Annotated in this window: 23 protein-coding genes and 1 pseudogene; 10 read left to right on the forward strand and 14 right to left on the reverse strand. The window is 38.7% G+C overall.

Features of this window, described 5'->3' with window-relative positions; all coding sequences use genetic code 11:
* The first annotated feature begins 13 nt into the window (after positions 1-13).
* The 4 genes from B4Z90_RS21255 to B4Z90_RS21270 all read left to right on the forward strand — a co-directional run bounded on the left by B4Z90_RS21255 (position 14) and on the right by B4Z90_RS21270 (position 3,253).
* On the forward strand, positions 14-748 hold the full coding sequence (locus tag B4Z90_RS21255) for a hypothetical protein (protein ID WP_112376266.1): 735 nt from the start codon (positions 14-16) through the stop codon (positions 746-748).
* A 1-nt stretch (position 749) separates the two neighbouring features.
* Positions 750-1,901, forward strand: a complete 1,152-nt coding sequence (locus B4Z90_RS21260) for a cysteine desulfurase family protein (RefSeq protein ID WP_112376596.1) — start codon at positions 750-752, stop codon at positions 1,899-1,901.
* Between the two features lie 148 nt (positions 1,902-2,049).
* Entirely contained in the window at positions 2,050-2,517 is a 468-nt protein-coding gene (locus B4Z90_RS21265; RefSeq protein ID WP_112376267.1) for a hypothetical protein, read from the forward strand.
* Between the two features lie 376 nt (positions 2,518-2,893).
* Positions 2,894-3,253, forward strand: coding sequence for a barstar family protein (locus tag B4Z90_RS21270; protein WP_112376268.1), 360 nt, complete (start codon positions 2,894-2,896; stop codon positions 3,251-3,253).
* Here the strand turns inward: B4Z90_RS21270 and B4Z90_RS21275 are convergent.
* A complete protein-coding gene (locus B4Z90_RS21275) occupies positions 3,250-4,557 on the reverse strand; it encodes a mechanosensitive ion channel family protein (RefSeq protein ID WP_286803236.1) in 1,308 nt (435 codons plus the stop codon). The genes B4Z90_RS21270 and B4Z90_RS21275 overlap by 4 nt on opposite strands.
* A 179-nt stretch (positions 4,558-4,736) precedes the next feature.
* Here B4Z90_RS21275 and B4Z90_RS21280 point away from each other — a divergent pair, with 179 nt between their 5' ends.
* The 3 genes from B4Z90_RS21280 to B4Z90_RS21290 all read left to right on the forward strand — a co-directional run bounded on the left by B4Z90_RS21280 (position 4,737) and on the right by B4Z90_RS21290 (position 9,051).
* Positions 4,737-5,726 (forward strand): NAD(P)H-dependent glycerol-3-phosphate dehydrogenase, encoded by a 990-nt coding sequence (locus tag B4Z90_RS21280; protein ID WP_112376270.1) that lies wholly within the window; start codon positions 4,737-4,739, stop codon positions 5,724-5,726.
* A 46-nt stretch (positions 5,727-5,772) separates the two neighbouring features.
* Positions 5,773-7,992, forward strand: coding sequence for a glucosylglycerol-phosphate synthase (gene ggpS / locus B4Z90_RS21285; protein ID WP_239468894.1), 2,220 nt, complete (start codon positions 5,773-5,775; stop codon positions 7,990-7,992).
* 201 nt (positions 7,993-8,193) lie between these two features.
* Positions 8,194-9,051, forward strand: coding sequence for a helix-turn-helix domain-containing protein (locus B4Z90_RS21290; RefSeq protein WP_070565720.1), 858 nt, complete (start codon positions 8,194-8,196; stop codon positions 9,049-9,051).
* 45 nt (positions 9,052-9,096) lie between these two features.
* On the opposite strand, the gene B4Z90_RS21295 is transcribed toward B4Z90_RS21290, so the two are convergent.
* The 6 genes from B4Z90_RS21295 to B4Z90_RS21320 form a co-directional block, all read right to left on the reverse strand.
* Positions 9,097-10,002, reverse strand: coding sequence for a hypothetical protein (locus B4Z90_RS21295; RefSeq protein ID WP_204991091.1), 906 nt, complete (start codon positions 10,000-10,002; stop codon positions 9,097-9,099).
* Positions 10,003-10,022: 20 nt separating this feature from the next.
* A complete protein-coding gene (locus tag B4Z90_RS21300; protein ID WP_070565717.1) occupies positions 10,023-10,718 on the reverse strand; it encodes a hypothetical protein in 696 nt (231 codons plus the stop codon).
* A gap of 91 nt (positions 10,719-10,809) precedes the next feature.
* The gene (locus B4Z90_RS21305; protein WP_070565716.1) at positions 10,810-12,057 is read right to left on the reverse strand and encodes a helix-turn-helix domain-containing protein; all 1,248 of its coding nucleotides are present in this window, start codon (positions 12,055-12,057) and stop codon (positions 10,810-10,812) included.
* A 189-nt stretch (positions 12,058-12,246) separates the two neighbouring features.
* Complete coding sequence (locus B4Z90_RS21310; protein WP_070565714.1) at positions 12,247-12,843, reverse strand: hypothetical protein; 597 nt, start codon at positions 12,841-12,843, stop codon at positions 12,247-12,249.
* A 173-nt stretch (positions 12,844-13,016) separates the two neighbouring features.
* The gene (locus B4Z90_RS21315; protein WP_070565712.1) at positions 13,017-13,613 is read right to left on the reverse strand and encodes a Crp/Fnr family transcriptional regulator; all 597 of its coding nucleotides are present in this window, start codon (positions 13,611-13,613) and stop codon (positions 13,017-13,019) included.
* A gap of 749 nt (positions 13,614-14,362) precedes the next feature.
* Positions 14,363-14,656, reverse strand: a complete 294-nt coding sequence (locus tag B4Z90_RS21320) for a putative quinol monooxygenase (RefSeq protein ID WP_070566204.1) — start codon at positions 14,654-14,656, stop codon at positions 14,363-14,365.
* A gap of 526 nt (positions 14,657-15,182) precedes the next feature.
* Between B4Z90_RS21320 and B4Z90_RS21325 the strand changes: the two are divergent.
* Positions 15,183-15,395 (forward strand): annotated as a pseudogene (locus tag B4Z90_RS21325) (transposase); the annotation flags it as partial.
* Positions 15,396-16,174: 779 nt separating this feature from the next.
* On the opposite strand, the gene B4Z90_RS21330 reads toward B4Z90_RS21325, so the two are convergent.
* The 3 genes from B4Z90_RS21330 to B4Z90_RS21340 all read right to left on the reverse strand — a co-directional run bounded on the left by B4Z90_RS21330 (position 16,175) and on the right by B4Z90_RS21340 (position 17,210).
* On the reverse strand, positions 16,175-16,357 hold the full coding sequence (locus B4Z90_RS21330; RefSeq protein WP_028069684.1) for a hypothetical protein: 183 nt from the start codon (positions 16,355-16,357) through the stop codon (positions 16,175-16,177).
* Positions 16,347-16,664 carry a hypothetical protein gene (locus tag B4Z90_RS21335; RefSeq protein WP_070568843.1) on the reverse strand — a complete coding sequence of 106 codons (318 nt, stop codon included), beginning with the start codon at positions 16,662-16,664 and terminating at the stop codon, positions 16,347-16,349. The genes B4Z90_RS21330 and B4Z90_RS21335 overlap by 11 nt, the downstream gene beginning before the upstream one ends.
* A gap of 75 nt (positions 16,665-16,739) precedes the next feature.
* Positions 16,740-17,210, reverse strand: coding sequence for a DUF1963 domain-containing protein (locus tag B4Z90_RS21340; protein WP_070568840.1), 471 nt, complete (start codon positions 17,208-17,210; stop codon positions 16,740-16,742).
* A 341-nt stretch (positions 17,211-17,551) separates the two neighbouring features.
* On the opposite strand from B4Z90_RS21340, the gene B4Z90_RS21345 reads away from it, so the two are divergent.
* The gene (locus tag B4Z90_RS21345; RefSeq protein ID WP_286803239.1) at positions 17,552-17,944 is read left to right on the forward strand and encodes a hypothetical protein; all 393 of its coding nucleotides are present in this window, start codon (positions 17,552-17,554) and stop codon (positions 17,942-17,944) included.
* Positions 17,945-18,028: 84 nt separating this feature from the next.
* On the opposite strand, the gene B4Z90_RS21350 is transcribed toward B4Z90_RS21345, so the two are convergent.
* From B4Z90_RS21350 to B4Z90_RS21360, 3 genes are all read right to left on the reverse strand, one after another.
* The gene (locus B4Z90_RS21350; RefSeq protein WP_112376275.1) at positions 18,029-18,556 is read right to left on the reverse strand and encodes a hypothetical protein; all 528 of its coding nucleotides are present in this window, start codon (positions 18,554-18,556) and stop codon (positions 18,029-18,031) included.
* Positions 18,557-18,850: 294 nt separating this feature from the next.
* Complete coding sequence (locus B4Z90_RS21355; protein ID WP_286766863.1) at positions 18,851-20,530, reverse strand: alpha/beta hydrolase-fold protein; 1,680 nt, start codon at positions 20,528-20,530, stop codon at positions 18,851-18,853.
* Positions 20,531-20,627: 97 nt separating this feature from the next.
* On the reverse strand, positions 20,628-21,440 hold the full coding sequence (locus B4Z90_RS21360; protein WP_070565939.1) for a helix-turn-helix domain-containing protein: 813 nt from the start codon (positions 21,438-21,440) through the stop codon (positions 20,628-20,630).
* Between the two features lie 415 nt (positions 21,441-21,855).
* On the opposite strand from B4Z90_RS21360, the gene B4Z90_RS21365 reads away from it, so the two are divergent.
* Positions 21,856-22,839 carry an Rpn family recombination-promoting nuclease/putative transposase gene (locus B4Z90_RS21365; RefSeq protein WP_070565937.1) on the forward strand — a complete coding sequence of 328 codons (984 nt, stop codon included), beginning with the start codon at positions 21,856-21,858 and terminating at the stop codon, positions 22,837-22,839.
* A 108-nt stretch (positions 22,840-22,947) separates the two neighbouring features.
* Here the strand turns inward: B4Z90_RS21365 and B4Z90_RS21370 are convergent, their stop codons facing one another.
* Positions 22,948-23,742: a hypothetical protein gene (locus B4Z90_RS21370; protein ID WP_070565936.1), complete on the reverse strand. Its 795-nt coding sequence runs from the start codon at positions 23,740-23,742 to the stop codon at positions 22,948-22,950.
* Positions 23,743-24,173 lie beyond the last annotated feature (431 nt).

Here is a 24,173-nt window from a genome sequence, read left to right on the forward strand (position 1 = left end):
AAAAGCCTAATTTATGCGTATTATACAAAAGCTTAGCACTTATTTAAACGAGAAATTCGATGGATTAGTTTTAATCGGTTTGTTATTAGTTATGATTTTTTACAGTGCAGGTTTTATGCTTTTTAATCAATACATAGCTTTGTTTTACGGACTGTTTTCTGGATTAATATTAGTTCTTTTTTTTAAAAATTGGCGGACTGAATATTTCATCAACAGATCTGGGTTGGGATTATTAACTTTTGTTATAGTGCTAGAATTTGCATTTTTGCTATATGATCAAGTTCATTTGAAAGATGATTGGTACTTTTTACCGTGGGCGGTTCTGTTGGGTGGAGCTGTGATGGTAACCATTAGTATGTTAATCGGGTTAAAAAAAATCATTATTCCAAAAGCACTTTCGAAATTCTTTTATATAAGCGCTATTTTTCTCTTTTCAACTGTCTATTCCTACGGGCTGCTATCTCTTATAAACATTTTTAATGCGCGGCAAGTCGTTAAATGGGAGCGTGCTGAAGTGGGGCTACCATCCTGGGTAATTACTTTTGGAGGAAATTACAACGATGCCATATTTGAGAACAGAGAATGGGGAACTCGGTGGATGAATTTATTTTTTTTGAAATGGGAAGGTGATTTTCCGCATCCGCCAACGACTGCCGAAATAAAAGTCTTTGAGGGAAACCTAGGACAACACTATATGCTCAAAACGTATGATGAGGATGAAAAGAATGACGCAAGACAAATCGACTAACATGGACAAAATTATATATCTTGACAACAATGCATCCACTCCAATGGATCCTAGGGTCTTAGACGAAATGATGCCCTATTTGACAGACAAGTATGGTAACGCAGCAAGTCGTCATAAACTAGGCAAATATTTAGATACTGCGGTCGAGAAGAGTAGGAGACAGATTGCTGATCTTATAGATACCAATGCAGAAGATATTTTCTTTACAGCTGGTGCTACTGAAGCTATCAATATGGGATTACGTGGATTATTGAGGCCCGGGAAACAACATATTATAACTGTACAGACAGAGCATCCCACAGTTTTGGATACCTGCAGGTATCTTGAGACCAATGGTATTGCGGTTACTTACCTTTCTGTCGATAGCGACGGATTGATAGACCTTGAAGAACTAGAGCGGGCCTTTACACCTCTTACAGCTTTAGTATGTGTGATGCATGTCAACCATGATACTGGTGTGATTCAGGACATAGAGCGAATTGCGGAAATAACACATGCTCATGACGCCTTTTTTATGACCGATGGAAGCCAATCTGTCGGAAAACTCCCTGTTCGCGCACGATCATTAATAGATATCCTCACATTCTCTGCCCATAAATTTTATGGGCCAACGGGTATAGGCGGTATTTATTTTAGACCCGAAGTACCTATGAAACCGCTTATTTTTTCTGGTGGACATGAAGGCGAGGCAAGAAATGGTACACTTAATGTGCCGGGTATCGTTGGTATGGGCAAAGCCGCTGAACTCGCAGCTTTACAGATGAATGAAGACGAAGAACGCATTGGCAAACTACGTGATATCTTAGAACAACAATTATTGGCAATCGGAGGGACGAAATTAATAGGTTCTAAAACACACAGGATCTATACAACATGTACAATACGTTTTGATGGTATTAACAGCGAAAATATTGTTCAAAAACTCGATAATATATGTGTTTCCAACTGCTCAGTACTCAGTTATTTTGAAGCAGCACCTTCTCCTGTACTTCAAGCTATGGGATTGAGTAGGGATGAGGCATTTAATGCACTAAGATTTAGTTTAGGGCGTTTCACTACAGCAGAAGAAATCGGACAAACTGTGGAAGCTGTTAGCGAGATCATAAACCAATTGCACAATAATAAATCGCTACATCGACACCACTGCCTTTAGCGATATAAGAGCGAGCTATGTCGATTTCTTTGGCGGTCGCTCTACCAGCTATGAGAGGCCTCATCCATCCAAGGGCATATAAAAAATGTGAAATCCTAAATATCTTTACTGTATACAATATTACTAATATTATTAGTAATATTGTGAAATGAAACCTCTGGAAATCTTTAGCCGAAATCGGGTAATGTACGCTCAAATTACCGTGCATGATAAAAGCATGGGCATGAAAGATTATCATCTTTACAACAAAAATGGTCTTGCTTTTTATGTTTTCAGGAAATCTCAGGGAGTGTGGGAATTGGCATTCGGTGTACTGGCCGATGACATTAAGGAAGCGTGCATTGACGCCCTTATACTTCGCTTTGATACGGATGTGCCTGAGTTATTTTATCATCATGGAAAACGCCAGGTAGTGGAAGTACGGGCCAAGAAATACAGCCTTTGGCATATATACCTCAATAATGCTTATGTAGGAAGTATTCAATATGACACCTTCACTAAGCAGTTCAATTACCACCTTGACGACAATTGCTTATTGACCGATGATCACGTGCAAAAGTATATAGCCATGATACAACGTGGGGAATTAAAGTGGATAAAGGACGATGTTCGATGAAAAAAGGATATAAAAGGAATAAAAAACCTTGAGTCTGGGAGGATCTCAAGACTTCATAATTACTACCTATTTCTGAAAAGTACTATTAATACAATATTGAATCCTGTTTGGTTTTAAAAAAAATTATTTCTAGCTGTTGAGTAGGGAGATACCGGAATGCAGAAGGGGATGACGGCTTTTCTTATACTTACGAAAATACGTAGCTTAACATCAACAAAGTGAAGGGGGCAGAACGCCATTTCAAAGACAATTTAAAGGTGGAACATTTGTAGCAATTTTAAATGTGCCAAAAGGAGCCGGCGGTAATGGTCATAATACTCTGTTAGTAAGAAATCCTATTTTTTGTAATGTAGGATTAACTTGATTAATTGATAAAATGAAGAAAATTAAATTTTTAGAATATCCGATTGCCTACTTCAACGAAGTTGAGTACGTTGCATATCTGCCCAAAGTAGAAGGTGAAAATGAATTATTTAGAAAGTTGAGCAATATTCTTACTTTTCCAGATTATTTTGGGGAAAATTGGAGTGCTGTATTTGATTGTCTAAGAGATTTTAGCTGGATTAGTAAAAAAGGAATCACATTGGTATATGAAGAAATTCCTGTACTTTCGGAAGAGCAATTGAGGATATATTTTGATGTTTTGTTTTGCGCAGTTAATGATTGTAGTTACCCAGCGGCAATAAGATTGAAACCACTGGGCAAACCTAGATCGCAACAGAGAGGTCGCGATTAGGAGCGGGGCTCCATTGCACCGAGCACCCTCAGGTCATCAGATGCTGGCAGTTCAAATACCTGCAGGTGAAAGTGCTTAATGGCAGCAAGTAAATGGTCAAAAATATCGGCCATCGTATCTTCGAAATAGGCCCATTGTGTCCCCTTGGTAAACATGTAGAGTTCCAGTGGAATACCGTATTCGCTAGGGGCTAGCTGACGGACCAATAAAGTAAGTTCCTGACGGATATTGGGGTTATGTTTGGCATAGGCGAGTACATAGGCCCTGAACAGGCCGATATTGGTCATCCTGCGACCATTGACGGGCGAGGAGCTGTCTGTATGCCAGGTTTTATTGTACTCGGCAATCTCGCGCTCTCTTTTTTCGATATAGGGAGCTAGCAGCCGGATCGTTTTCAATGCCGTGACTTCCTCCTCACTGAGGTAGCGTACCGAAGACATTTTAATGTTCAATGCCCGTTTTATCCGACGGCCACCGGTCTCCTGCATCCCACGATAGTTTTTAAATGAATCGCTCAGTAGGGTATAGGTCGGAATGGTGACAATGGTCTTATCCCAATTTTGTATCTTCACATTGTTGAGGTTAATCTGCAGCACGTCGCCGTCTACACCGTATTTAGGCATTTCTATCCAGTCTCCTACGCGGACCGAGTCATTTGCCGACACCTGAATACTGGCCACAAAGCCCAGGATTGTATCCTTAAATACGAGCATGAGGATGGCGGATGCCGCCCCTAGCGAAACCAGAAAAGACCAGGGCGAATTGCCGGTCAGCAGGGAAACGACCAGTGTACCGATCACAAATATTAAAAAGATCTGTACCACTTGCAGGTAGCTGTCGATGGGTTTGTCCCTAAACACATTTGTACCACGAAAAATATCGCGGCAGGTTTTTAACAAGCTATTGGCCAGATAGTAGATGGTGAACAATACCACGATATCCAGAAACTTGACAATAGCGGCTGTAAGCACCGGAAAACCAACGAAGATCACCGGTAGCAGCTGCCGTGTAAGCAGCACGAGCAGGGTGCGGCTCACGCGTACATGCACCTTGTTTTCCAAAAGATAATCATCCCATTTGGTCGAGGTTCGCTGGGCAATCCGGTTCAATGCGGAATAAAATACTTTGCGCATGATATAATCGAGCGCATAGAGCATCACCGCAAAAGCAAAAAGTAATCCGGCGGCCGTAACAATATGTGCCTGCTGCTCGGATAAATCCAATTTGGCAAAGAAATTAAAAATGTACTGATAAATTGAACTTGGTGATTGTTCATTGAAGTTAAGCATGTTTAAATTTTTCATATGAACGAACAAATTTACGAAGAAATATAAACACGGATTTTGGCGTGGAAAATACCCCTTTAACGCTGTTTTTATGTGTAAAGTTTGCTTATTAATTAATTTTTACGTATATTAGTAAATTAATAGATAACCCGACGGCGAAATTTCTTCTGTTTCTCGTCTTTAAAACCCCCAACGATTTGAATGAGATTAGTGTGATAGGTGGTGGGAGTTGGGCCACGGCCCTGGTTAAAATTTTGACAGAAAATAGCATTCATACCAACTGGTACTTGCGGCGTTCAGAGCAGGTGCGCTCGATAAACCGGGATGCTGTTAACCCTGACTACCTATCGTTTTTAAAACTTGACAATACAAAAATTTATGCGTCCGATCAGCTGGACGAGATCGTGGCCCGATCGAAAGTAATCCTTTTCGTCGTGCCCAGTGCGCATTTGGACAAAGTTTGCGCCGCAATCCCCAAAGAGGACCTTGCCGAAAAGTTTGTGATCACCGCTATTAAAGGAACCGTCGGCCCGGACAACCTGCTTCCCAGTGCTTATCTCGCTAGGTATTTTGAATTGGAAGATTTTCAGCAGGCAATCATTGCAGGACCATGCCATGCCGAAGAAATCGCACGGAACAAGAAAACCTATATGACCCTTTGCGGTCCCAACGAATCCTTTATCCGTAAGATTTCCAAGGGCTTCGCTTCAAGCTATACGCAGGTAAATTATAGCTGCGATATGCTGGGCGTGGAGTACGCCGCTATTTACAAAAATGTCGTCGCCATCGTCTGTGGCATGGCTGAAGGACTCCACTACGGTGACAACTTTATGGCGGTGCTTGTGGCCAATGCGATTGACGAACTGGGGCTGTTGCTGCATTCCCTTGGTGCGCCCGATGTCCGGCTGGGGAGCTCCACCTATTTGGGCGACCTATTGGTGACGGGTTACTCCGCGCATAGCCGTAACCGGACTTTCGGTAAATACCTTGGCCAGGGATATTCGGTGTTCGAAGCCCGTCAACTCATGGGCATGGTCGCTGAAGGATATTTTGCAACCCGGGGGCTGATGGCGACGGTCTCGAGCCTCGGGCTCAATTTGCCCCTCTTACAGACAACATATCGTGTGCTATACAACCATATGGCCGCAATTGATGAATTTAAACTTTTAGAAAGGAATATAAAATAATATGCTATTAGCAACAGATTTAGATGGAACTTTTTTGGGCGGAAAGATGGAAGACCGCCTCAGATTATATAGATTGATAAAAACTAGCCCGAATATGCAGCTGGTCTTTGTTACCGGAAGAGGGCTGGAGTCGGTATTGCCGCTGCTGAGCGACCCGCTTATTCCGGTGCCAGATTTCATTATTGCGGATGTGGGCGCCACGGTCGTTAACGGCCATAGCCTGGAAGCGATTGAGCCGCTGCAGAGTGAGATTGAGGAAAAATGGCCGCAGACTTATGCCATCCGGGCAGCGCTGGAGGAAATACCGCAGTTGAATTATCAACATGTGCCGCAGCAGCGCCGCAGTTCATTTTATTATGAAGCAGGGGTTGACCATAGTCTGGTGCAGCAGGTGGCTGACAGGTATGACTGTGATATTATTACTTCGGCCGATAAATACCTGGACTTGCTCCCCAGAGGTGTCAATAAGGGGACAACATTAAAGAAGCTGGTTGAATTTCTGGCCGTTGACCCAGATGATGTGATGGTAGCTGGCGATACACTGAATGATCTGGCCTTGTTTGAGATCGGCTTTCGTGGTGTTGCTGTCGGAAAATCTGAGCCGGGGCTGCTGCAGGCCATTGATCAGTTGGATACAGCGTACAGTGCAGAGGCCGCTGGGGCGGGCGGTATACTGGAATATATGGGCAAATACCGCCCGTTTCAGCAGTTGATCCGCGGGGAACAAAAATCGTTGCCTCAAAAAAGAAAATCCAAAAAATCAGACCAGCTGGTGATGGTGTACCATCGGCTGCCTTTTGAAAAGGAGTCGGTCAATGGTAAGACGGTAAGGGTACCGCCCAGAAGTCCAAATGGCATTATTCCCTCGCTGCTGGGCTTATTTGAAAAGGGACGCTCCGGTCTTTGGATCGGGGAGGAAGTCATCCAGCAGGACGGAAAGCTGGTTCCAAATCAGTTGGTGGACGAAAGCCGATATCCTAATCTGGTCGCTTCCACCCTATCGCTGTCTAAAGAGGATATCGATAAGTTCTATCGTGTATTCTCCAAAGAGGCGTTCTGGCCGACGATCTTTTCCTTTGTTGACCGGGCAAAATTCAACCACGAGGACTGGGAACATTACCTGATGATCAACAAGCGCTTTGCCGAGCGGATTGCCCGCGAGGCCGACGAGGAGGCGCTGGTCTGGATCCATGAGTATAATCTGTGGATGGTGCCTTCTTTTTTAAAGACCATGCGCCCGGACCTGAAAATTGGCTTTTTTCATCATACGGCTTTTCCGGCAGCAGATATTTTCAATATTATTCCCTGGCGCAAAGAGATTATCGGCAGCCTACTGCTCTGTGATTTTATCAGTTTTCATATCCCGCGTTATGTCGAGAATTTTGTGGATGTGATCCGTAGCCATACACCATTTAAAGTGGTCAAAAAAGTTGATGTCGCCAATCAGTTCCTGACCTATAGCTGTGCGCTCGGCGTCGATCAGATGACCAAGATCATAGAGGTGGATGGCCGGCAGATTAGGCTTGGCGCGCAACCGGTGGGGGTCAACAGGGATCATATCGAACAGATTTTGACAGATGATAAGGTTAAGACCGAGATCAATGCCCTCAAAGAAAACAAAGCCGGATCGGGAATAACGCGTATCATATCCATCGAGCGCCTGGATTACGTCAAAGGCCCCTTGGAAAAAATCCAGGCTTTTGGTGAATTTCTGGCCGAATACCCAGAATTTAGGGGCAAGATCGAACTGGTCAATGTCTGTACGCCGCCATCGCAGGGGATGACGATCTATGACGAAATTCGGGATCAGGTGAATCAGGCCGTGGGTGAGATCAACGGTAAATTTGCAACGATGAACTGGACCCCGATCCAATATTTTTACAGGGCCTTACCTTTTGAGGAAGTGGTCAAACACTATGCGCTGAGTGATATTGCCTGGATCACGCCTCTACGGGACGGACTGAATCTAGTCGCAAAGGAATACATTGCGACCCATGGGTTATTGGAGACTCCTGGGATTCTTGTGCTCTCAGAATTTGCAGGTGCCTCGGTCGAATTGCCTTATGCCATATTGACCAATCCCTACGACCGTAAGAGCATGAAAGATGCACTGTTGAAAGCCTTGGTCATGGAACCCGGAGAGGCTCAGGTCAGGGCGCGCAGGCTGTACGAGCATATTGAGCACTACGATATCCATTACTGGGGGCGGGATTTTGTGAAAGAGCTCGAAAAATCGGGTAAAGCAATTGTTCCTGAAAAGAAGTAACTGCTAGTCTTAGGTGTCAAACGTGCTTTTTTAGCCATCTTAGAAAAAAAGAGTTAGAAATAACGTTGAAAACGAAGCTGCTAGATGTATCCTTTAGGAAATCCCTCTATTTTACAAACAATATTGTTTTAAAGAGGGTTTTTCTTGAGGGAATAATTCAATAAAAAAATAACGCGCAAAGTCTCGAAGAAAAAATAAAATATGATAAATACAGGTAATAATAATGAATTTCAAAATGCTTTCAGTGCAAGCTTCAGTTATTATTTTGACAATTTTAGAAATGAGGAGCAATTTTTTGATTCTGCCAAAAGATGGATTGATGATAAATATTTCTTGATTGTGTTTGGATGTTCAACTAAGGATCATCGTGGACAACATATCTTATTATTTTTCAGCAGCCAGTATTTTCCGGTTCAAGAACTAAGAGGATATTTTAAAGAAGGGGCTTATTTTGCATTCCGTTCAGATCTATTTACAGGATATAGTCTGCGAAATAAATTGAAAGAATTTGGGTTTCTAGAATACTCCATTCAGGAATCGATGATCTTATCGAATAACGATTATAGACTTATAAAAAATATCTTTGAACTGATAGACCTCGAGACTAAGATGCCCATGAGTGAAACGCAGTCTAAAATACTTATTTCTTATCTTGATTTGCTTTTACAACATATGCAAAGGTTTTATCAACAGTTAATGGAAGATAAGCTGAATGAGTTTAGCGCGTTACAAAAAGATTTCATGAGCGAGCTGCACACTCTTTTTGATAACAAAAGAAAATGCTTGTTTTTACTTCCTAGTTTAACATTATTGTCCAAGAAACTAAATTGTACAACACGATTTCTCAATGATGTTTCTTTAAAAACTTCTAAAAATACAGCACAGTATCATATTGACAATTTTATTGTTAAAATAGCAAAGGAATTACTTGCTGAAACTGATTTATCAGTAGCTGAAATCGCTAAAAAAATGCAATTTGATCAACCTCAGTCATTAACCAGACTGTTTAAAAAGAAAACAAGAATTAGTCCACTCGACTATCGTATATCAATTATATGACAAATTTATTTCTAGAGGAATCAGCATTAGACTAGCCAAATCAGGTCATTGGTCAAGCCAATGAACTATATTGAGCAAAAATTGGGCATTCTGTTTTGCGGCCGGGTGGTTCATTCCTCTTTTTTCACTTTTGATGCCATGGAGTTGTGCCGAAAAAGGAGCACCATCTCCGAATACCACAATTCTCCCTTTCCCAAATTGCAGGTAAGCGCCGTTTGCAAACCTTTTGCCCGACAATCGGGGAATATTGTCTGGAATAGGTCTTTTTATCTGATTCGCATCATTGGGTAGGTAGATGTCATATTCTTCATTTAATAAAGAAATAATATGTGCCTTCGTTGGTATGATAAAGCCTGTTCCACCCCAGCACATGATACTGTCTATTTCCTTACCTGATCCAGTGGTTATTTCATTGGATAACAGTGTGCCTCTATCCTTTGAAAAGATCTCGGGACGTCCATTCTTAGGTAAGGCAAAACCGTTCACGATATGAATCCCAAATGCCGCACCAAGCGTTTGTACAGATCCGGCACAAGGCATGTGGTCGGTCACTAGAAATAGGCTTCCGCCATCAAATACCCATTGACTGAGTGTTTCTATCTCCTGATCGGTAAAGGCTGAATAGGTGGGTAATTTCCAGTTTTCTGGATTATATAAGGCATTTATGCTGATATAAATTTTCACTTCCTTTAATTGATCGTAAGAGATTTTTTCTTTGGCACTTCGGAGGCGATATCCATCAGCTTGCAGAAGATCTGAAAAAGGAGCGTAGGCTCCTCTCAAAGTAACCGGATTGTTGTGTGCCTCGTCAAATAGGAGTAGCGGTCCATCACCGATCCGCACCAGCGGATCGGTGATGGGATAATGAAACTTTTCATCCGCCACCTGTTGGGCACTTAACCCAAAGGTACCTATTAGCAGAAGGAATAAGCAGACAATAGATCTGTTCATATTATTTTTCTTGAATAGGATTATTGGTCCGTCTTTAGCCAGACATCATTTTCGAAACACTGCATTTGCTCCACCTTTCCATTGGCAACAGAAAATGTCAATGGGAAGGTACCATCATCATTTAGAAAGAAAAATTCCGATCGTGGGGTAAATGAAATTGTTTTGTTATCCCACGATTGCGTAAGCGTTAGGCCTGTTGAGGAGGGATCTATTTGAATCTTAAAGTTGTTATCATTTACCTTGAGGTAAGTTCCGGCAAGTTGTTTCAGTTGAGATGCGGTTAAACTCGCGATTTTAGTGGGGTCAAATGGCACGCGCTCACATAAAATCCTACCCAGTATCTTGGTTTGGCTAAAATCGCCGGAATCATCCTTTAAAAATTCTATGGCGTAGCCTTCATTTTTGGATTCAAAATGCGTATCATCTTTACGGACCAGCTGATATCTTTTTTTCTGATCCCACAGCTGTGTCGCATACAGGTTGTTATCTTGCTCCTCGAAAGCAATGAAAGCTACTTTATTGGGTAGCTGGTAGTAACCTTGAAATGATTTTAGCGGAACCAACTGTTGTTGCTGGGGGCTATCTTTAGAGGCGGACTGGGCAAATGTATCAATCGAAGCAAAAAGACAACATGCTCCCACCAGAAGACCATATGTTGCTTTGGAAAATTGGCGGATCGCTCTCGAGTACCCGCTTGGTTTGGTGTATTGTATCATAATTTCTTTTGTTGATTTGATACAAGAGTAGGTCTTTTTGATAGGCTAACCGTCCGAATGGATGCAATCGAACAAACTTCATTGCGTCGGGTTAGTTTGATTGTTTACTATTGACTTTCATATATTCTGTCGGCGTAATGCCTGTTGCTTTTTTGAAGCTGGCATAAAAGGTTGTTCTTGAATTGAAACCTGCCCTTATTGCGATTCCAAACATATCAAGTAGCTTGGCCTCTTCGGATAATAAAAGTATTTTCGCTTCCTCCGTTCGAAGCCCGTTGATAAACTGGTAAAAATTTTTTTCCAGCCCATTGTTTATGATGTACGACAGATCATGCGGATTGATTCCGATATGCTCCGCGAGGGATGATAGTATCAAAGCCGGGTCGAGATATAGCTTTTCAGCTGCTGTTTTCTGTACTAGTTTTTCTTTTAATGCGTCTACTTGTTTTGCTGTCAGCCGCTCTTCGGCTTTAACCTTTTTATGCTCCGCTTCGTTGATGAGGTTTTCTGTAGACTCAATTGTGTAAATTGACCGTTGTGTTAACGTTGCGTAGGCAAGTGCCACAGTGCCCATAAAATATAAAATTGGGGCGACAGCACTAAAAACTATATATACCATAGCCAGCAGGCGGGCAACAATCATCAATAAGAGCGCGATCAATAGATACTTCAACCAGGCCATGTTTATCTTTTCCGTATAGGAAGATAGTTGGCGAATGTTTTTCTGGTGTATTTTGAAGAGCCTATAACAGGCAATCCAATAAAAGATACATTGTGCAAAAAAGAAATATTTGATAGCAAAGATGATCCATTGCGGTAATTGAGGAGGATGGATGTGTTTATTAAAAAGTCCGGGTATTAAATAGATGATCGAGAAGAAAACGAAAGCGAGGAATGGAACAAAATGTAGTCCCCAATACCGAATTGTTGCTGTTGGTTTGACCATGTAGTGAACGGCCAGATAGAAGCAGGGGAGTGTTGCCCATCGCGGGAGTTCCAGCGTATGGATCAATCCATTGCTCTCGATATGAAAACCTTCCAGAAAAAGCTGGGTAAATAAGCATGCCATCAAATAATACCAAGTCCCAAGCCACCGGTCTGCGTGGGAACAACTGTGGTTGACACCCATAACGATTAAGGTGCCGAGCAACAGAAATGCACCCGCTGAAAAAGCATGAAAGGTATAGAGTATATTGATCATGGGCCGTAGCAAGTTATCATTGTAACGTGAATTTAAACATAATTGATCAAATGGTGCTACATCATCCATATAAGTACCCCGATCCAACCATTTACGGACAGCGGGGCGACGAGTAAGCTTTTTTTTACAAATTAGCAATGATCTTTACTGGTCTTGTCCGTGTCCATCCAAACGGATAAATCTGTTAGGGTTCCATGCGATACAATATCAAACTGCTGTCGAATGAGATTACTGATATAGGTTGCTTTTTCGTTTTTCGGTTTATGCTTCGATCGCTTAAGCGGAGATAGTGATTTTATCAATGACAGCACAGTTCTCGATTATAGCTTATTGTTTCCATTTCACTTTTCCCTTATCGTCCAACATTTCGATAGAAGGGTTACCCAGACTGTCCACCTTTAAAATAATTCTCGGTATCTCATTGTTATCTTTCATCACCAAAGAAGCGTTCCCATTCTCTGTTAGTAGGTTTATCCGGTTAATATTATGCCCCGGCTTACCGGATAGATCTTTATCATTAATCAATAGACCAGCCCTGAAATAATTGTCGTGTTTATTATCCTGTGCCAGGATACCAATGGCATCGGCATTCTGATAATCAAATGCAAGTGCATTCAGGTTAGTCTCTTCATTATCGGTAATTGCCAAACCACCTCTTTCGTCTCCATTTTTATCATAGAAAATCAGGCCCGCGGGAGCGTAAGCCCTTTTATATGTTTTCCCTTTGATAATAGGTTGCGGAATGTTATCTGTGTTTGCAATAACGACACGATTATTTCCAGATCTGTCCTTGATATCTATTCTTTCAGCACTTAAACTGTGCTTGTTGTTCAGAAAAAAGTAGACCACACAAGCCATCAGTACGATATTGGAAAGAATAAGTGCGGTTAGAAATATTTTTAGTGTTTTGGAAATTGTTTGCATAATTTAATTTCAATTGTTAATTATTACGGTCTCCTATTCCAAACTTCAATTAATAGTACGATGCGTTCTATTTCAAAGAGTTTAATAGTATCCTTTATTATTGTTTGATAATAAGCAAAAATAAAGTGTGATTTCGAAAACGCACTCTATATAGGTTGAGCGTAATGATTTTTTTATTTGGTTAGCCCTTTACGTATTCGGCTCAACTGTGTTGGGGTAATGCTCAGGTGCGAAGCAATATATTGTAGTGGAATTCTGCTGTCAATTCCCGGATGTGCCGCCAGCAATTTGAGATATCTTGTGGTTGCACTTTCGGTCAGTAAAGAAATTTCTCTTTCTTCATTAATGACGATCCATTTTTTCTCCAAATAGGCAATGTAAAGGTTTTTTAGTTCATCATTTTGATTGATAGCTGCTCTTGTTTGATAATAAGGCATACATACCACAGTAGTGTTTTCAATAGCTTGCAGTTTAAAATCGTTGGGCGTTTTTATGATTGCCGAAAATCTTGTGCTCGCAAAATCCCTCTCCAAATAAATCCATTTATTCCAGATAGCTCCTTTTTCATCAATAAAATAAGAGTTTAAGGCTCCTTTACAGACAAAGAAAATGTCATTGGCGACACGCCCTTCCCTAAGTAAAACTTCATTTTTCTTAAACTGCTGAATGTAGGCCGTTTCAGCCAATAAATCAAATGCCTTATCCGAAATGGGATATACGCTTGTAACAGCTGTTTTAAAGTCAGCAAGATATTTTTCTGTTTCTGTCATTTGCTTTAGCGGGGCTATATTCGAATAAATATAACGTATATTTTAAATAGCTAAAATTGATTTTTCTTCTTCTTTGGATATTTCGATATCAATGACCACTAGATATATATGATAGATTTTATCTTGGTATTATTGTGCCTGAATTTGTAGCGGCAATAATAGTCGTCTGTATTTATTGTCCTGTTTCGTTTTTGAAACCGAAGCGTTATCCCAGTAGCTGCGGTGAGAATAATCTCTACCGATTCCGTATCGAGATCCCTGGCCGACCTCAACGAATAAAATTTCCAGATAAGTCCAAATCTGAGAATAAGTTATAAGTGTCGAAATAAAGGAACTATTTTGGCCACTTCATAAGTGGCTCCTTTGTAGGGGCTTATTGTTTTTTTGTCAATTTTTACCATCAACTCTCATCCTTTGCAGCATTTTCTTCGGCAAGCTTTCCTTTAAGTTATAGGACACCAGCTATCCCGATCACCCTTTGACTTTCTGATCCTGGCATAAAATTTTTTACGATCTTTAAAGAACCAATACGTCGCTATTATGATAAATATATTATTAAAAACGGTTACAGATGCAATAGACATTAATCAAGCAGATAGGGACCTGTTTTCAAAACTTTTTAGGGAAAAGAAATATTGAGACTAAGCACAGCAGATAGAACATTAACCTGTTTTGTAAACAAAGGAAGCCTGTCCAAATTCATTTACAGAACTTTGACAGACTTCCATTTTAGAATAATTATGGTATGTTTATTTAGCGGCTAAAACGTCCAATTTCTCAATAGATGGCGGATTAGCTAACAATTCTGGTGCATTTTCCATAAGCGCCTTTGCTATCTTACCACCAAGATGTGCTTGTCTGCCTTCTTCATCTGAAAATGTGTCATAAATGCCAAATGTAGAAGAGTCAATACGAAACGCATACCAAGTAATAGTGCCGACTTCTTCATTAGCAAGTGGCAACGCACTTGTAATAAACTCTTCAACGTTTTTTTCTTTTCCAGCTTTTGCTTCTAGTCGAACTAATAATCCTAATTTTTTCATATATGTTTATCTTTTTTAAATTACACATTTTTATAACAAATGTAGCTCATTTAAGTTTTTTAGGATTTTTTATTTGGTTCAAAAACTTATGAAAAAAGATCAACTACCGTTATAACGTAGCCTTTGGGGATATCAATAAAACCATCTTAACTTACTGTAATAGAATGTTAGAATCCCTGCATCAAAATGCCTAAAATAACGCTATTGTATGGACCCTTTTTAATTCACCCCAAGATTCTTTATCAAATTCTTCGCTATCTTACCATTGTTGTTGATTAAACGTTCTAACATAGGCTTGGTTTAGTATGTTAAAAATGTGGAAAAGATCTAACCTAAACTATCGTCAAGCAATACATATTTGTAACCTCTCAGACATTAAAACGGAGGTTTATTGAGATTATTCGATATCCTTAATTAGCATGATTAATTTTAAAAGATGTTGTATCAAAAACTTGTATCAATAAACAAAGTTTCATGAATTTATATCACATGAGTTTAATGTAACTAAATATGAAAATTGGGTATGCAACTGGAAAACCACTTGAACGAAAAGAAAGCTTCGGGCAATAGCAATCGTCGAAATGGCAAGACAAAAAAGACAGTCCGAGGTCTCAATACCGGAACTTTTGAGCTGGAGACAGGCCGGGATAGATCGGTAAGGTTCGAGCCTAAAGTAGTACCTAACAGACAATTAATTATCACTGAACAGCTTGAGGGACACGTGTTGAGCATGTATGCCCATCTCCTGCTAGTTGAACTGAATTATTAAAAAACTCTTCAAATCCGAATTGACCTACTCCGTCAAATGTGATTTCTTCAATTCCAAAAAATTCAAAGGCGCTAGCAAATTTTAGTAATTCTCTTATCTCTGGCGGAATTTGTCCTGTTGGCAATCTTTGGCTAATTCGTCAATTTGTTGATTTGTCAAACCTTCTTTTAATTCTACTTTATATTCGTCGCCATCTTCTTAAATATATTGTTCGGTCGAAATGGAAGTTAGTTTTTCCGTAGGTGTCATAAATGCAATTGTGTTTTCTTGATGTGTCGTGTTATGCTTGTAGGTAACTGGCGCGGCGACTTGTCGTAGCTGTATCGAAGATACGAAAGTGGAGCTGTTTTGCCAAGTCACTTGTTATAATTTAGTGGATGCGCCATTAAATGAGGAATCTGGCTATCGGAATTTTTATGGAGATACCGCTAGCCCCAAATTACGAAGCATGGTGGTGCATTGAAAACTTTATCGATTTACCACAGGGACGGAATAGCGCTTTAGATTTCGGGGTACATGCAGGCGAAGTCAAAGTCCGACTGGAATTTTTGCCAAGGAATAGATGGTCTATCTAAAAGCAGTGAAGCATGAAGCCACTCGGTATGATATATCAGATATTTATATGCAGTGGTAAGGCTATTTTAATCAAGAGACAGAAGAGAAACTCCAGATAATAAATATACGCGTTAAGGAATTAAAGATTTTTTGGCGTATAGCCGGGGGCCTAGTTAAATAGTTTACAGAAGAAACTATTTTGGTAAATTCATAAGTAGTTCCTTTGCAGGTACTTCTTGTATTTTTCCGTCAACTTTTACCACCAAACTCTCACCCTTTGCTGCACTTTCTTCGGCTAGTTTTCGTAAAGCCTTTTGCACTCCTAAACGAATTCGTTCAGCAAGATTAATATTTTCAATATTTACCTTATCGTTCATTATAGTATTTCGATTTTAGTGTTGACCAAATTTCGCTATTTGAAACGAATTCTCCAAATTTATCACCCTGAGCAATAATTCCGGGGATTAAATCCATGTTATCAAAAACCAACCAGCGATCACATATTGGAATATAAATGTTAAACAAATTTTCTAAACCACGATGATAACGTCTTTCTATCACATCAGATGGAATATTGTGTCCTCCGTTTTCTACTCTTTTCTTTACACGTTGTATGGCTAGTGCAGGGGAGTCGAGCCAAAAATAGAGTACAGTTACCAAAGAATTCGATATCTCGAATGTCAATGCTGCAAAAATAAAATATTGCGGGCTTTTATAAAGTTACTAGATTTTGCCAAATGGATGTTATCTGCTGTTTTTTTAATAAAAGGCACAGTAGAAATTCCATTCTTCTGTTTTCGCATTTTTAGCAAAATACATCGTTCCGCTATCAACTATATTCAAATTTGCTTTGTCGTCGGATGCAATTTGAAATACAAATTCAAAGTCGTTACCAAAATAAACACCCGGTTGACAAAAGCTTGGGTAACCTCCAAGTTTGTGTCCATATTGATTGTCAGCTGTATCATAATAACCTTCAATTACTCCCGAATTTTCAAGTTTTAATATTTCATCTTCCATTTCACTTGTTAAACCACCTCCATCCCACACAGGATAATCTTCTTCTATTTTTGAAGGTTTTAGGGGAAATGGTTTTAGTCCTGAATCAGGATTGTTTAATTCTTTAATTATTAATTTGTCTGATTTTTTATATTCTCGCAAAAGCCATTCATTTCCGTTGGCAGTTATATCCATTGGAAGTTCTTCTGCTATAAAAACAGTAATCACCATTGTATCAGCTAAAATATCAGGTCTAATTTCAATATCTTCTAAGCAAAGTTGGAACAGAGGAAACGTCCAAAACGATGAGATAATTCGTATAAAAAAGTGGCGGATAGTGTTTTCAGTCAGTTTCTATCCTTGATAGACCGGTATAGGAATCTGTCCAATCTTGTGAGCTTTATACGTATGAACATATTTGGCTAAGATTGCCTCCTTTGGTGGTTAACGAGAGGAGCTTTTATTGCTTAATTTGTTTGTCTCATTAAAGCTACCGAATAAATAAATTGGCTACGGATTCCCGAAATCGGGTAATGTACGCTCAAATTACCGTGCATGATAAAAGCATGGGCATGAAAGATTATCATCTTTACAACAAAAATGGTCTTGCTTTTTATGTTTTCAGGAAATCTCAGGGCGTGTGGCAATTGGCATTCGGTGTACTTGCCGATGACATCAAGGAAGCGTGCATTGACGCTCTTATACTTCGCTTTGACACGGATGTGCCTGAGTTGTTTTATCATCATGGAAAACGCCATGTAGTGGAAGTTCCGGCCAAGAAATACAGCCTTTGGCCTATTTATCTCAATAATGCTTATGTAGGAAGTATTCAGTATGACACCTTCACTAAGCAGTTCAATTACGACCTAGATGACAATTGCTTATTGACCGATGACCACGTGCAAAAGTATATAGTCCTGATCCAACGCGGGGAATTAAAGTGGATAAAGGACGATATGCGATGAAAAACGATATAAAAGGAATAAAAAAACCTCGAGTCTGGGAGGATCTTAAGGCTTCCTAAATACTGCGGAATAGTGCTGCTGTAACTATGTTTCTATCGTCGAGAATAAAAGGTGCTGTATTGATGGAGGATTTTCCCCATCTGCCTCGAAGATATCAACCTTTGTTTGTAGCAACCTATCGTCTTTAATTATCAGATGCTCGGGGAAAACATGTTGTACTTTCTTTGTCAGCTTTTCAAATACCTGAAAATCAGTATCGCATACTGGGGTAAATGATTTTTTCCGATCGGGGAGGCGCATTATCCTGATCGCAAAATAGGGTAAAATAACACTAACAAATAAAGAGTATAAGATGTCTTCATTCTGCTCAAGGGGGAAGGAAAAGTGATATGAAGGGCTTCCCCCTAAGAAGGAATAGTCCCAGATTTCAGCAGACAGGTCGGTAAGGGACTCTTTTAATTGTTCCCATTGCCCGCGGTCTGACCAGGCTGATTCAATACATTGTTTCCGGTTATTGTAAGCTTCTGAAGCGGAATAAGCCATGATATCGTCGAGGGTAACACCCTCCGGATAATACTCTTTTAACTGCTCTGTTATTTGTTCCTTTCGCATCTGAATTTATTTACAATTAGTATCCCAGTTCTTCACTCCAGTCCCAGGATTAGTTCCTACCATATTGGCTCCTCTCGCAAGATTCGCTCCAAGCTGTGCATTGATTTAGACCTGCATTTCAGGAGGCCTTTTTTTTAATTTGTTAAAACTGCCGAACGAATCGACTGTTCTTCCGCGTAACCAACTCTTCTTTCGAACCCATACCGTAGCCTTAACAATGCGTCATCATCTTGAAATTAAGAGCTGTATATATTCTTTTTAACAACCTTTTGATGAAAAGGACGCGTACATATTTTAGGATATATTAAGGTTAATACGATTTATCCAAATTTGTTCTCGGTCTTGGTTGTTTTCAAAGTTCTGCAACATATATTCACGATTGTACTTTACTTTTCCATTGAAATACAATTTACCATTTACGTAAACCTTTACTTTCTTCTTCAGATTGACCATTTCAGGCGAAATATTGATTGAAAATGATTTAATAGATGAAGTTTTAATTCTGAAAATGTTGTTTTGATATTCAGCTTTTATTTTTCCTGATTTTCTTGGAAAATCAAAAGCTTTTTTATTAACCTCCTGCACAACTAAGCTATCGTTTTTGTCGTATTTCAACCATTGGTTGATTTTGAAATTTAACTCTTTGTGCCAATTTGATTTTCGGCTTAGGGTATCTAGTTTTATATCAGAAAACCAATCAATATTTCCGTATTTTTCATCATCAAATTCCCAAGATATTTCTTTCGAAAAAGGATTTCTCTTCCGGCTTATTAGGTCGTTAAAAAGAATCTGATAAGCTGGTTCAGATTCGTCAAATTGTGGAAACCAATGCGGAAATCCATTGTAGCGATAATCTTTGTAATCGGCATTTATTCCGTTCATTAATTTTGTTAAATCATCATTTGCGTTTGGTGGATAATAATAATCCTCATCTGTTGAAAAATTGATAAATGAACGGTTTTTAATATTTTCAACGAAAGTACCACCCGTAAATATTTTTGGATAAGTGTTAAATCCGTAAAAACCTGCAAATTGTGTAGGTTGTTTCATCAGATATGAAAACGACCCCGTTCCTCCGTTAGAATGTCCCGAAATGAAAACTTTATTGTCATCAACGTTGACTGCTTTCTTGATACTTTCAAGCATTTCGGGAATCATAAAAAAGCCCTCATTTGATGTCATCCAATTGTATTGCCTGCTCCCTTTTGGAAAAACTAAAATGACATCATTTTGCTCTGCATATTTTGTGTAATATCTATTCCAACCACCTAAATTCCAATCTGCAAACTGATAATCAATCAACGCATTACTTCTTACTGCACCATGAAGAAAGAAAAGCAGGGGATACTTCTTATGAGGATTGTAATTTTTTGGTAAATGAATAAAAAACGAAGTTTTGGTTGAATCGTTTATTTTGAATGAAATAGAATAATCCTGATTCTTTTTCGCTTTGTAGGGATTAAAGTTTTTTATTTTCTCATAAAGAGATTTTTCATCCTGAAATTTATCTAGGTTAGTTGGCTCTATGCTGAAAAATTCATCTTCCTTTACTTTTAATTGGATGTAAAAACGATCTTTATTTTTAATAGCATCACTTTTCAAAATTTGCCATCTTGGGTCACCTATTAGATCTTTATATTCTTCCGAAGCATAATCTCTAATGATATAATTCCAAGCGGGATAAGTTTTCCAGTCGGTTTCCTTCTTTGCCAGCGCAGATAAATAGGTAAATGCTTTATCTTTATTATTCAATTTATAGGCTAAGATTGAAGCGTTATAGCGGCTAAATTGATCTATACTATCCGGAAAGCGCGCAAATGCATCCTCGTATAATCCTAATGCATGCAGATACGCAATTGAATCTTTTGCTTTTTTTTTGTTTTCGACCGCTTTTCGAATCAAAGTTGAATAATTTTCCTGTGCTTGGGCAAATAAACTTAACAGAACTAAAAATAAAACAATACAATATCTCATAAATCAAAATTTAATCAGGCAAATCTACAGACAAACTATTTCGGAAACTTGTAAAAATGGAACTTTACTCGAACTTGTAAAAATGGAACTTTACTCGTTAAGGATCCAGATGCCAAAAAGTATCTTCTTTTCCTAAAATAGTTCCTTTGCTAAAAAAGTTTCTAGGTGAATTATCAACCAGATTTTTATAGATTTTATTAAGATGAGATTGGTCGCTGAAATTAAACTCATAAGCAATTTCAGTGAAGCTACTTTCAGGGTTCTCAAAAAGTTTCTTGTTGACGGACTGCCTAAAAAGAACTATTTCGTAAAATTTTTTTATGGAAACTCCCAAATGAAATTGAAATAATCTGTTTAAATGTTGTCTGCTGATTCCAATGTAAGTTGAAAGTTCTGTGACAGATATTTTCTCGTCATTACTGAAAATATATTGAATTGCTTGTTCTAAAATTGGGCTCTCAAATTTTTTAAAACGATGTAATAAAGCGTTGTCTAAAAAATCTGAAATATGTTTTGTTTGAGTTGTAGAAAAGATTTCTTTTAGTTCTTCTGGACTGAAAAACTCGTAATCTGTTATATAATCTGCAAAATTTAAATTTTCGTAAAATTGCTGGATACCTAAAGGATGAAATACAATGACGATTCTGTAAACTGTTCCAGATTGTTTTACATTAAGTACTTTTTGCCGAATAGGGGTGAAAATCTGAAATGGGTTTGCGTTATCATCAAATTTTATTTCTCCATTTTCCAATCTCACATGATATCTATAAATTGAAATTGTATTATTAAAATGGGGGAAACATAGGAATTTATTGATCACATTATTTGGTTTAATGTCCAAATAGTAATAATCAACATACTTTTTGACTATAGGATTTTTTGGTTTGAACGTTTGAAATAATTCCTTCATTTTTAACTTTCCACCTCGCAAATCTGCAATAATTTCAAAAATAAGAAAAAAAGTTAATGCTAAATCAACATATATCTGATCGTCTAAATAATAATGGAGATTGGAAAAAAACCTAAACAGCTTTGCTGGAGATTAGCGCTTAGCAAAGGGCTACTTTAGTCTAATATAATTCACTATCAAACGCTAAGAAAAGTGATTAAAAGTAATTTATACATAATCGATATTATTTACTAGGTTATTGTGCTAATTTATTACATACTAAATAACTCATAAAATTTGATAAAGAATAGTCTGTCTGTAATTTTTCAGCTCATGTGATTGACTATCCATATAATTTACTTGTTTTTTTACTAAATATGTTAGCAATAATCAATTTATTGTTATATATTTGTCTGATAATCAATTAATAAATATTATGGCTAGATCAAAAAAACATTTGGGTAGGTATGTAGATCCACGTACCGATTTCGGTTGGAAATTTTACTTTGGTAGGGAGGACAACAAAATCTTACTGATTGAGTTTCTCAATAGTCTGTTTCAGGGAGAGAAGATAATTTCGGATCTAAGATATAAGCCTGTAGAACATGATGGTGATTATGAGGGAATGCGTCGTGTTGTATTTGATTTACATTGTATCGGCAGCGATGGTGAGGTTTTCATCATTGAGATGCAGCAGCTCTTTCAAGAATTTTTTAAGGACCGTGCAGTGTACTATACCTCACGTCTCATCAATAAACAATTAGCGCGAGGTAAGAAGGGTAGTGATTATTACCTACCGGAGGTTTACTTTATTGGTATTTTGGAGTTTCACATGGATAGAAATGGTAGTACCGGTATATCTCGTGTCACAGAGCGGCCTTATTTCTATGATGTTGCGCTGTGTGACAAATTGACCAAAGAAATATTCTATGATAAATTGGGATATAAAATGATTTCGCTTCCATTATTTAATAAACAGCCAGAAGAACTAAAGACAGTTATGGATCAGTGGTTGTACTTACTTAAACACTTGAGTACCATGGATAGATTGCCAACATTTTTGGATAAAAGAATATTTGGTCTTATCTTTGAGATAGGAGAGATAGGTAAACTAACGGAGGAGGAGCTAATGTCATACGAAGCAAGTTTAAAACATAAGCGTGATGCTGAGAGCGTATTTAATTCGGCCAAGAAATCCGGAGAATCTTTAGGTCACGCTAAAGGCCTAGCAGAAGGTAAAGCTAAAGGTCTAGCAGAAGGTAAAGCCAAAGGTCTAGCAGAAGGTAAAGCCAAAGGACTAGCAGAAGGAGAGCGTAAAAAAGCTCTTGAGACTGCTAAAGCATTTAAGGAAATGGGGCTACCTATAGCTGATATTGCTAAGGGCACAGGGCTTTCTGTCGAAGAGGTCGAAAAACTCTAAGTTTCTTTATTTTGGATGACTGCTCCACCAATAGATGAATGGCACGAGCCGATTAAATTGGTTGACACAGTTTATGTTACAGTCTCCCGTTATATGCTGTGCTTCCTGTTATTCTGTTGTCGGTAATAGTTTGTCCGCTAAATATTGTTTCCATTTTGTCCCGGTAAACTCGCAATTTCCGCTTTTGATTTGAGCATTAGGAAATTCTGCAAGAATTGCTGTTAAGTCGTTCCAAACATTTTTCAATTTATCGTCCTTGTTTTCAAAATTCAAACTAAATTTTCCGTTTTCTACTTTAATATGCTTGAGAAAAATACCTTCTTGTGTCGAGCTAATTCTGTCCGCAAGTTGTATATAGTAACCTTGATAGTCTGGATAAGGAACTTGCTCTGGTTGTCTTTCTTCACCTGAATAATAACGAAACAGAATGTCGTGTCCGTATTTGCTTAATTTTTCTTTCCAAAATAAAGGTCTCGGAACTTCAGAAAGGTCAGCGGTCAAATATATTTCCTTCTCACTTGTCCAAGGCTTAAATGTTGTTTTTATTAGTTCTTGTTCTTCAATTTCAAGGCTGTTTGTAACAAGTCGAAAAATCGCAGGTGTAGCGAACTCTAAGCAAATTCCATTTTCAACTTCCCATGCTTCAATATATTCAATGTAATTGTCGTCACCAACATTTGTTACATCTATGTCAAAAGTCCATTCATAAATTTTTGATGGAATAATTTTGAAAGGCAAGATGTGTCTTTCTGAATTTGCCTTATAATTTGCTTTCACATTATAACCAACAATAATTTCAAGCGGATTTTCTTTTATTGCCAAAACGTGTCCGTCTTCAAAATAGAAGTTGTCGGACAACCATTTGTCAAGGTCGTTGAATGTATGTACGGTAGTTTTTAGCATTGTATATGTAGAGCGGCGACTTTGCGAAGTAACGTAGCCGTATCGAAGATACGAAAGTGGAGCTGTTTAACCAAGTCGCTTATGGTAAGCTGTCCGCGTAGCGACGGCTTACGTCAATTCCAATCTTAATATAGACTAAGGTTTCCCATAATGCTATTATCGGGCTAGGATAGGCTTAATACATCCGATTACATATAAAAAATGGGAAACCCTAAATATCTGTACGGTATACAATGTTGCTAATAATATTAGTAATATTGTGTAATGAAACCGCTAGAAATCTTTTGCCGAAATCGGGTAATGTACGCTCAAATTACCGTGCATGATAAAAGCATGGGCATGAAAGATTATCATCTTTACAACAAAAATGGTCTTGCTCATTATGTTTTCAGGAAATCTCAGGGAGAGTTGGATATACTGGAGCATATTGA

The sequence above is a fragment of the Sphingobacterium sp. UBA5639 genome, from assembly GCF_002421245.1.
Lineage (GTDB): Bacteria > Bacteroidota > Bacteroidia > Sphingobacteriales > Sphingobacteriaceae > Sphingobacterium > Sphingobacterium multivorum.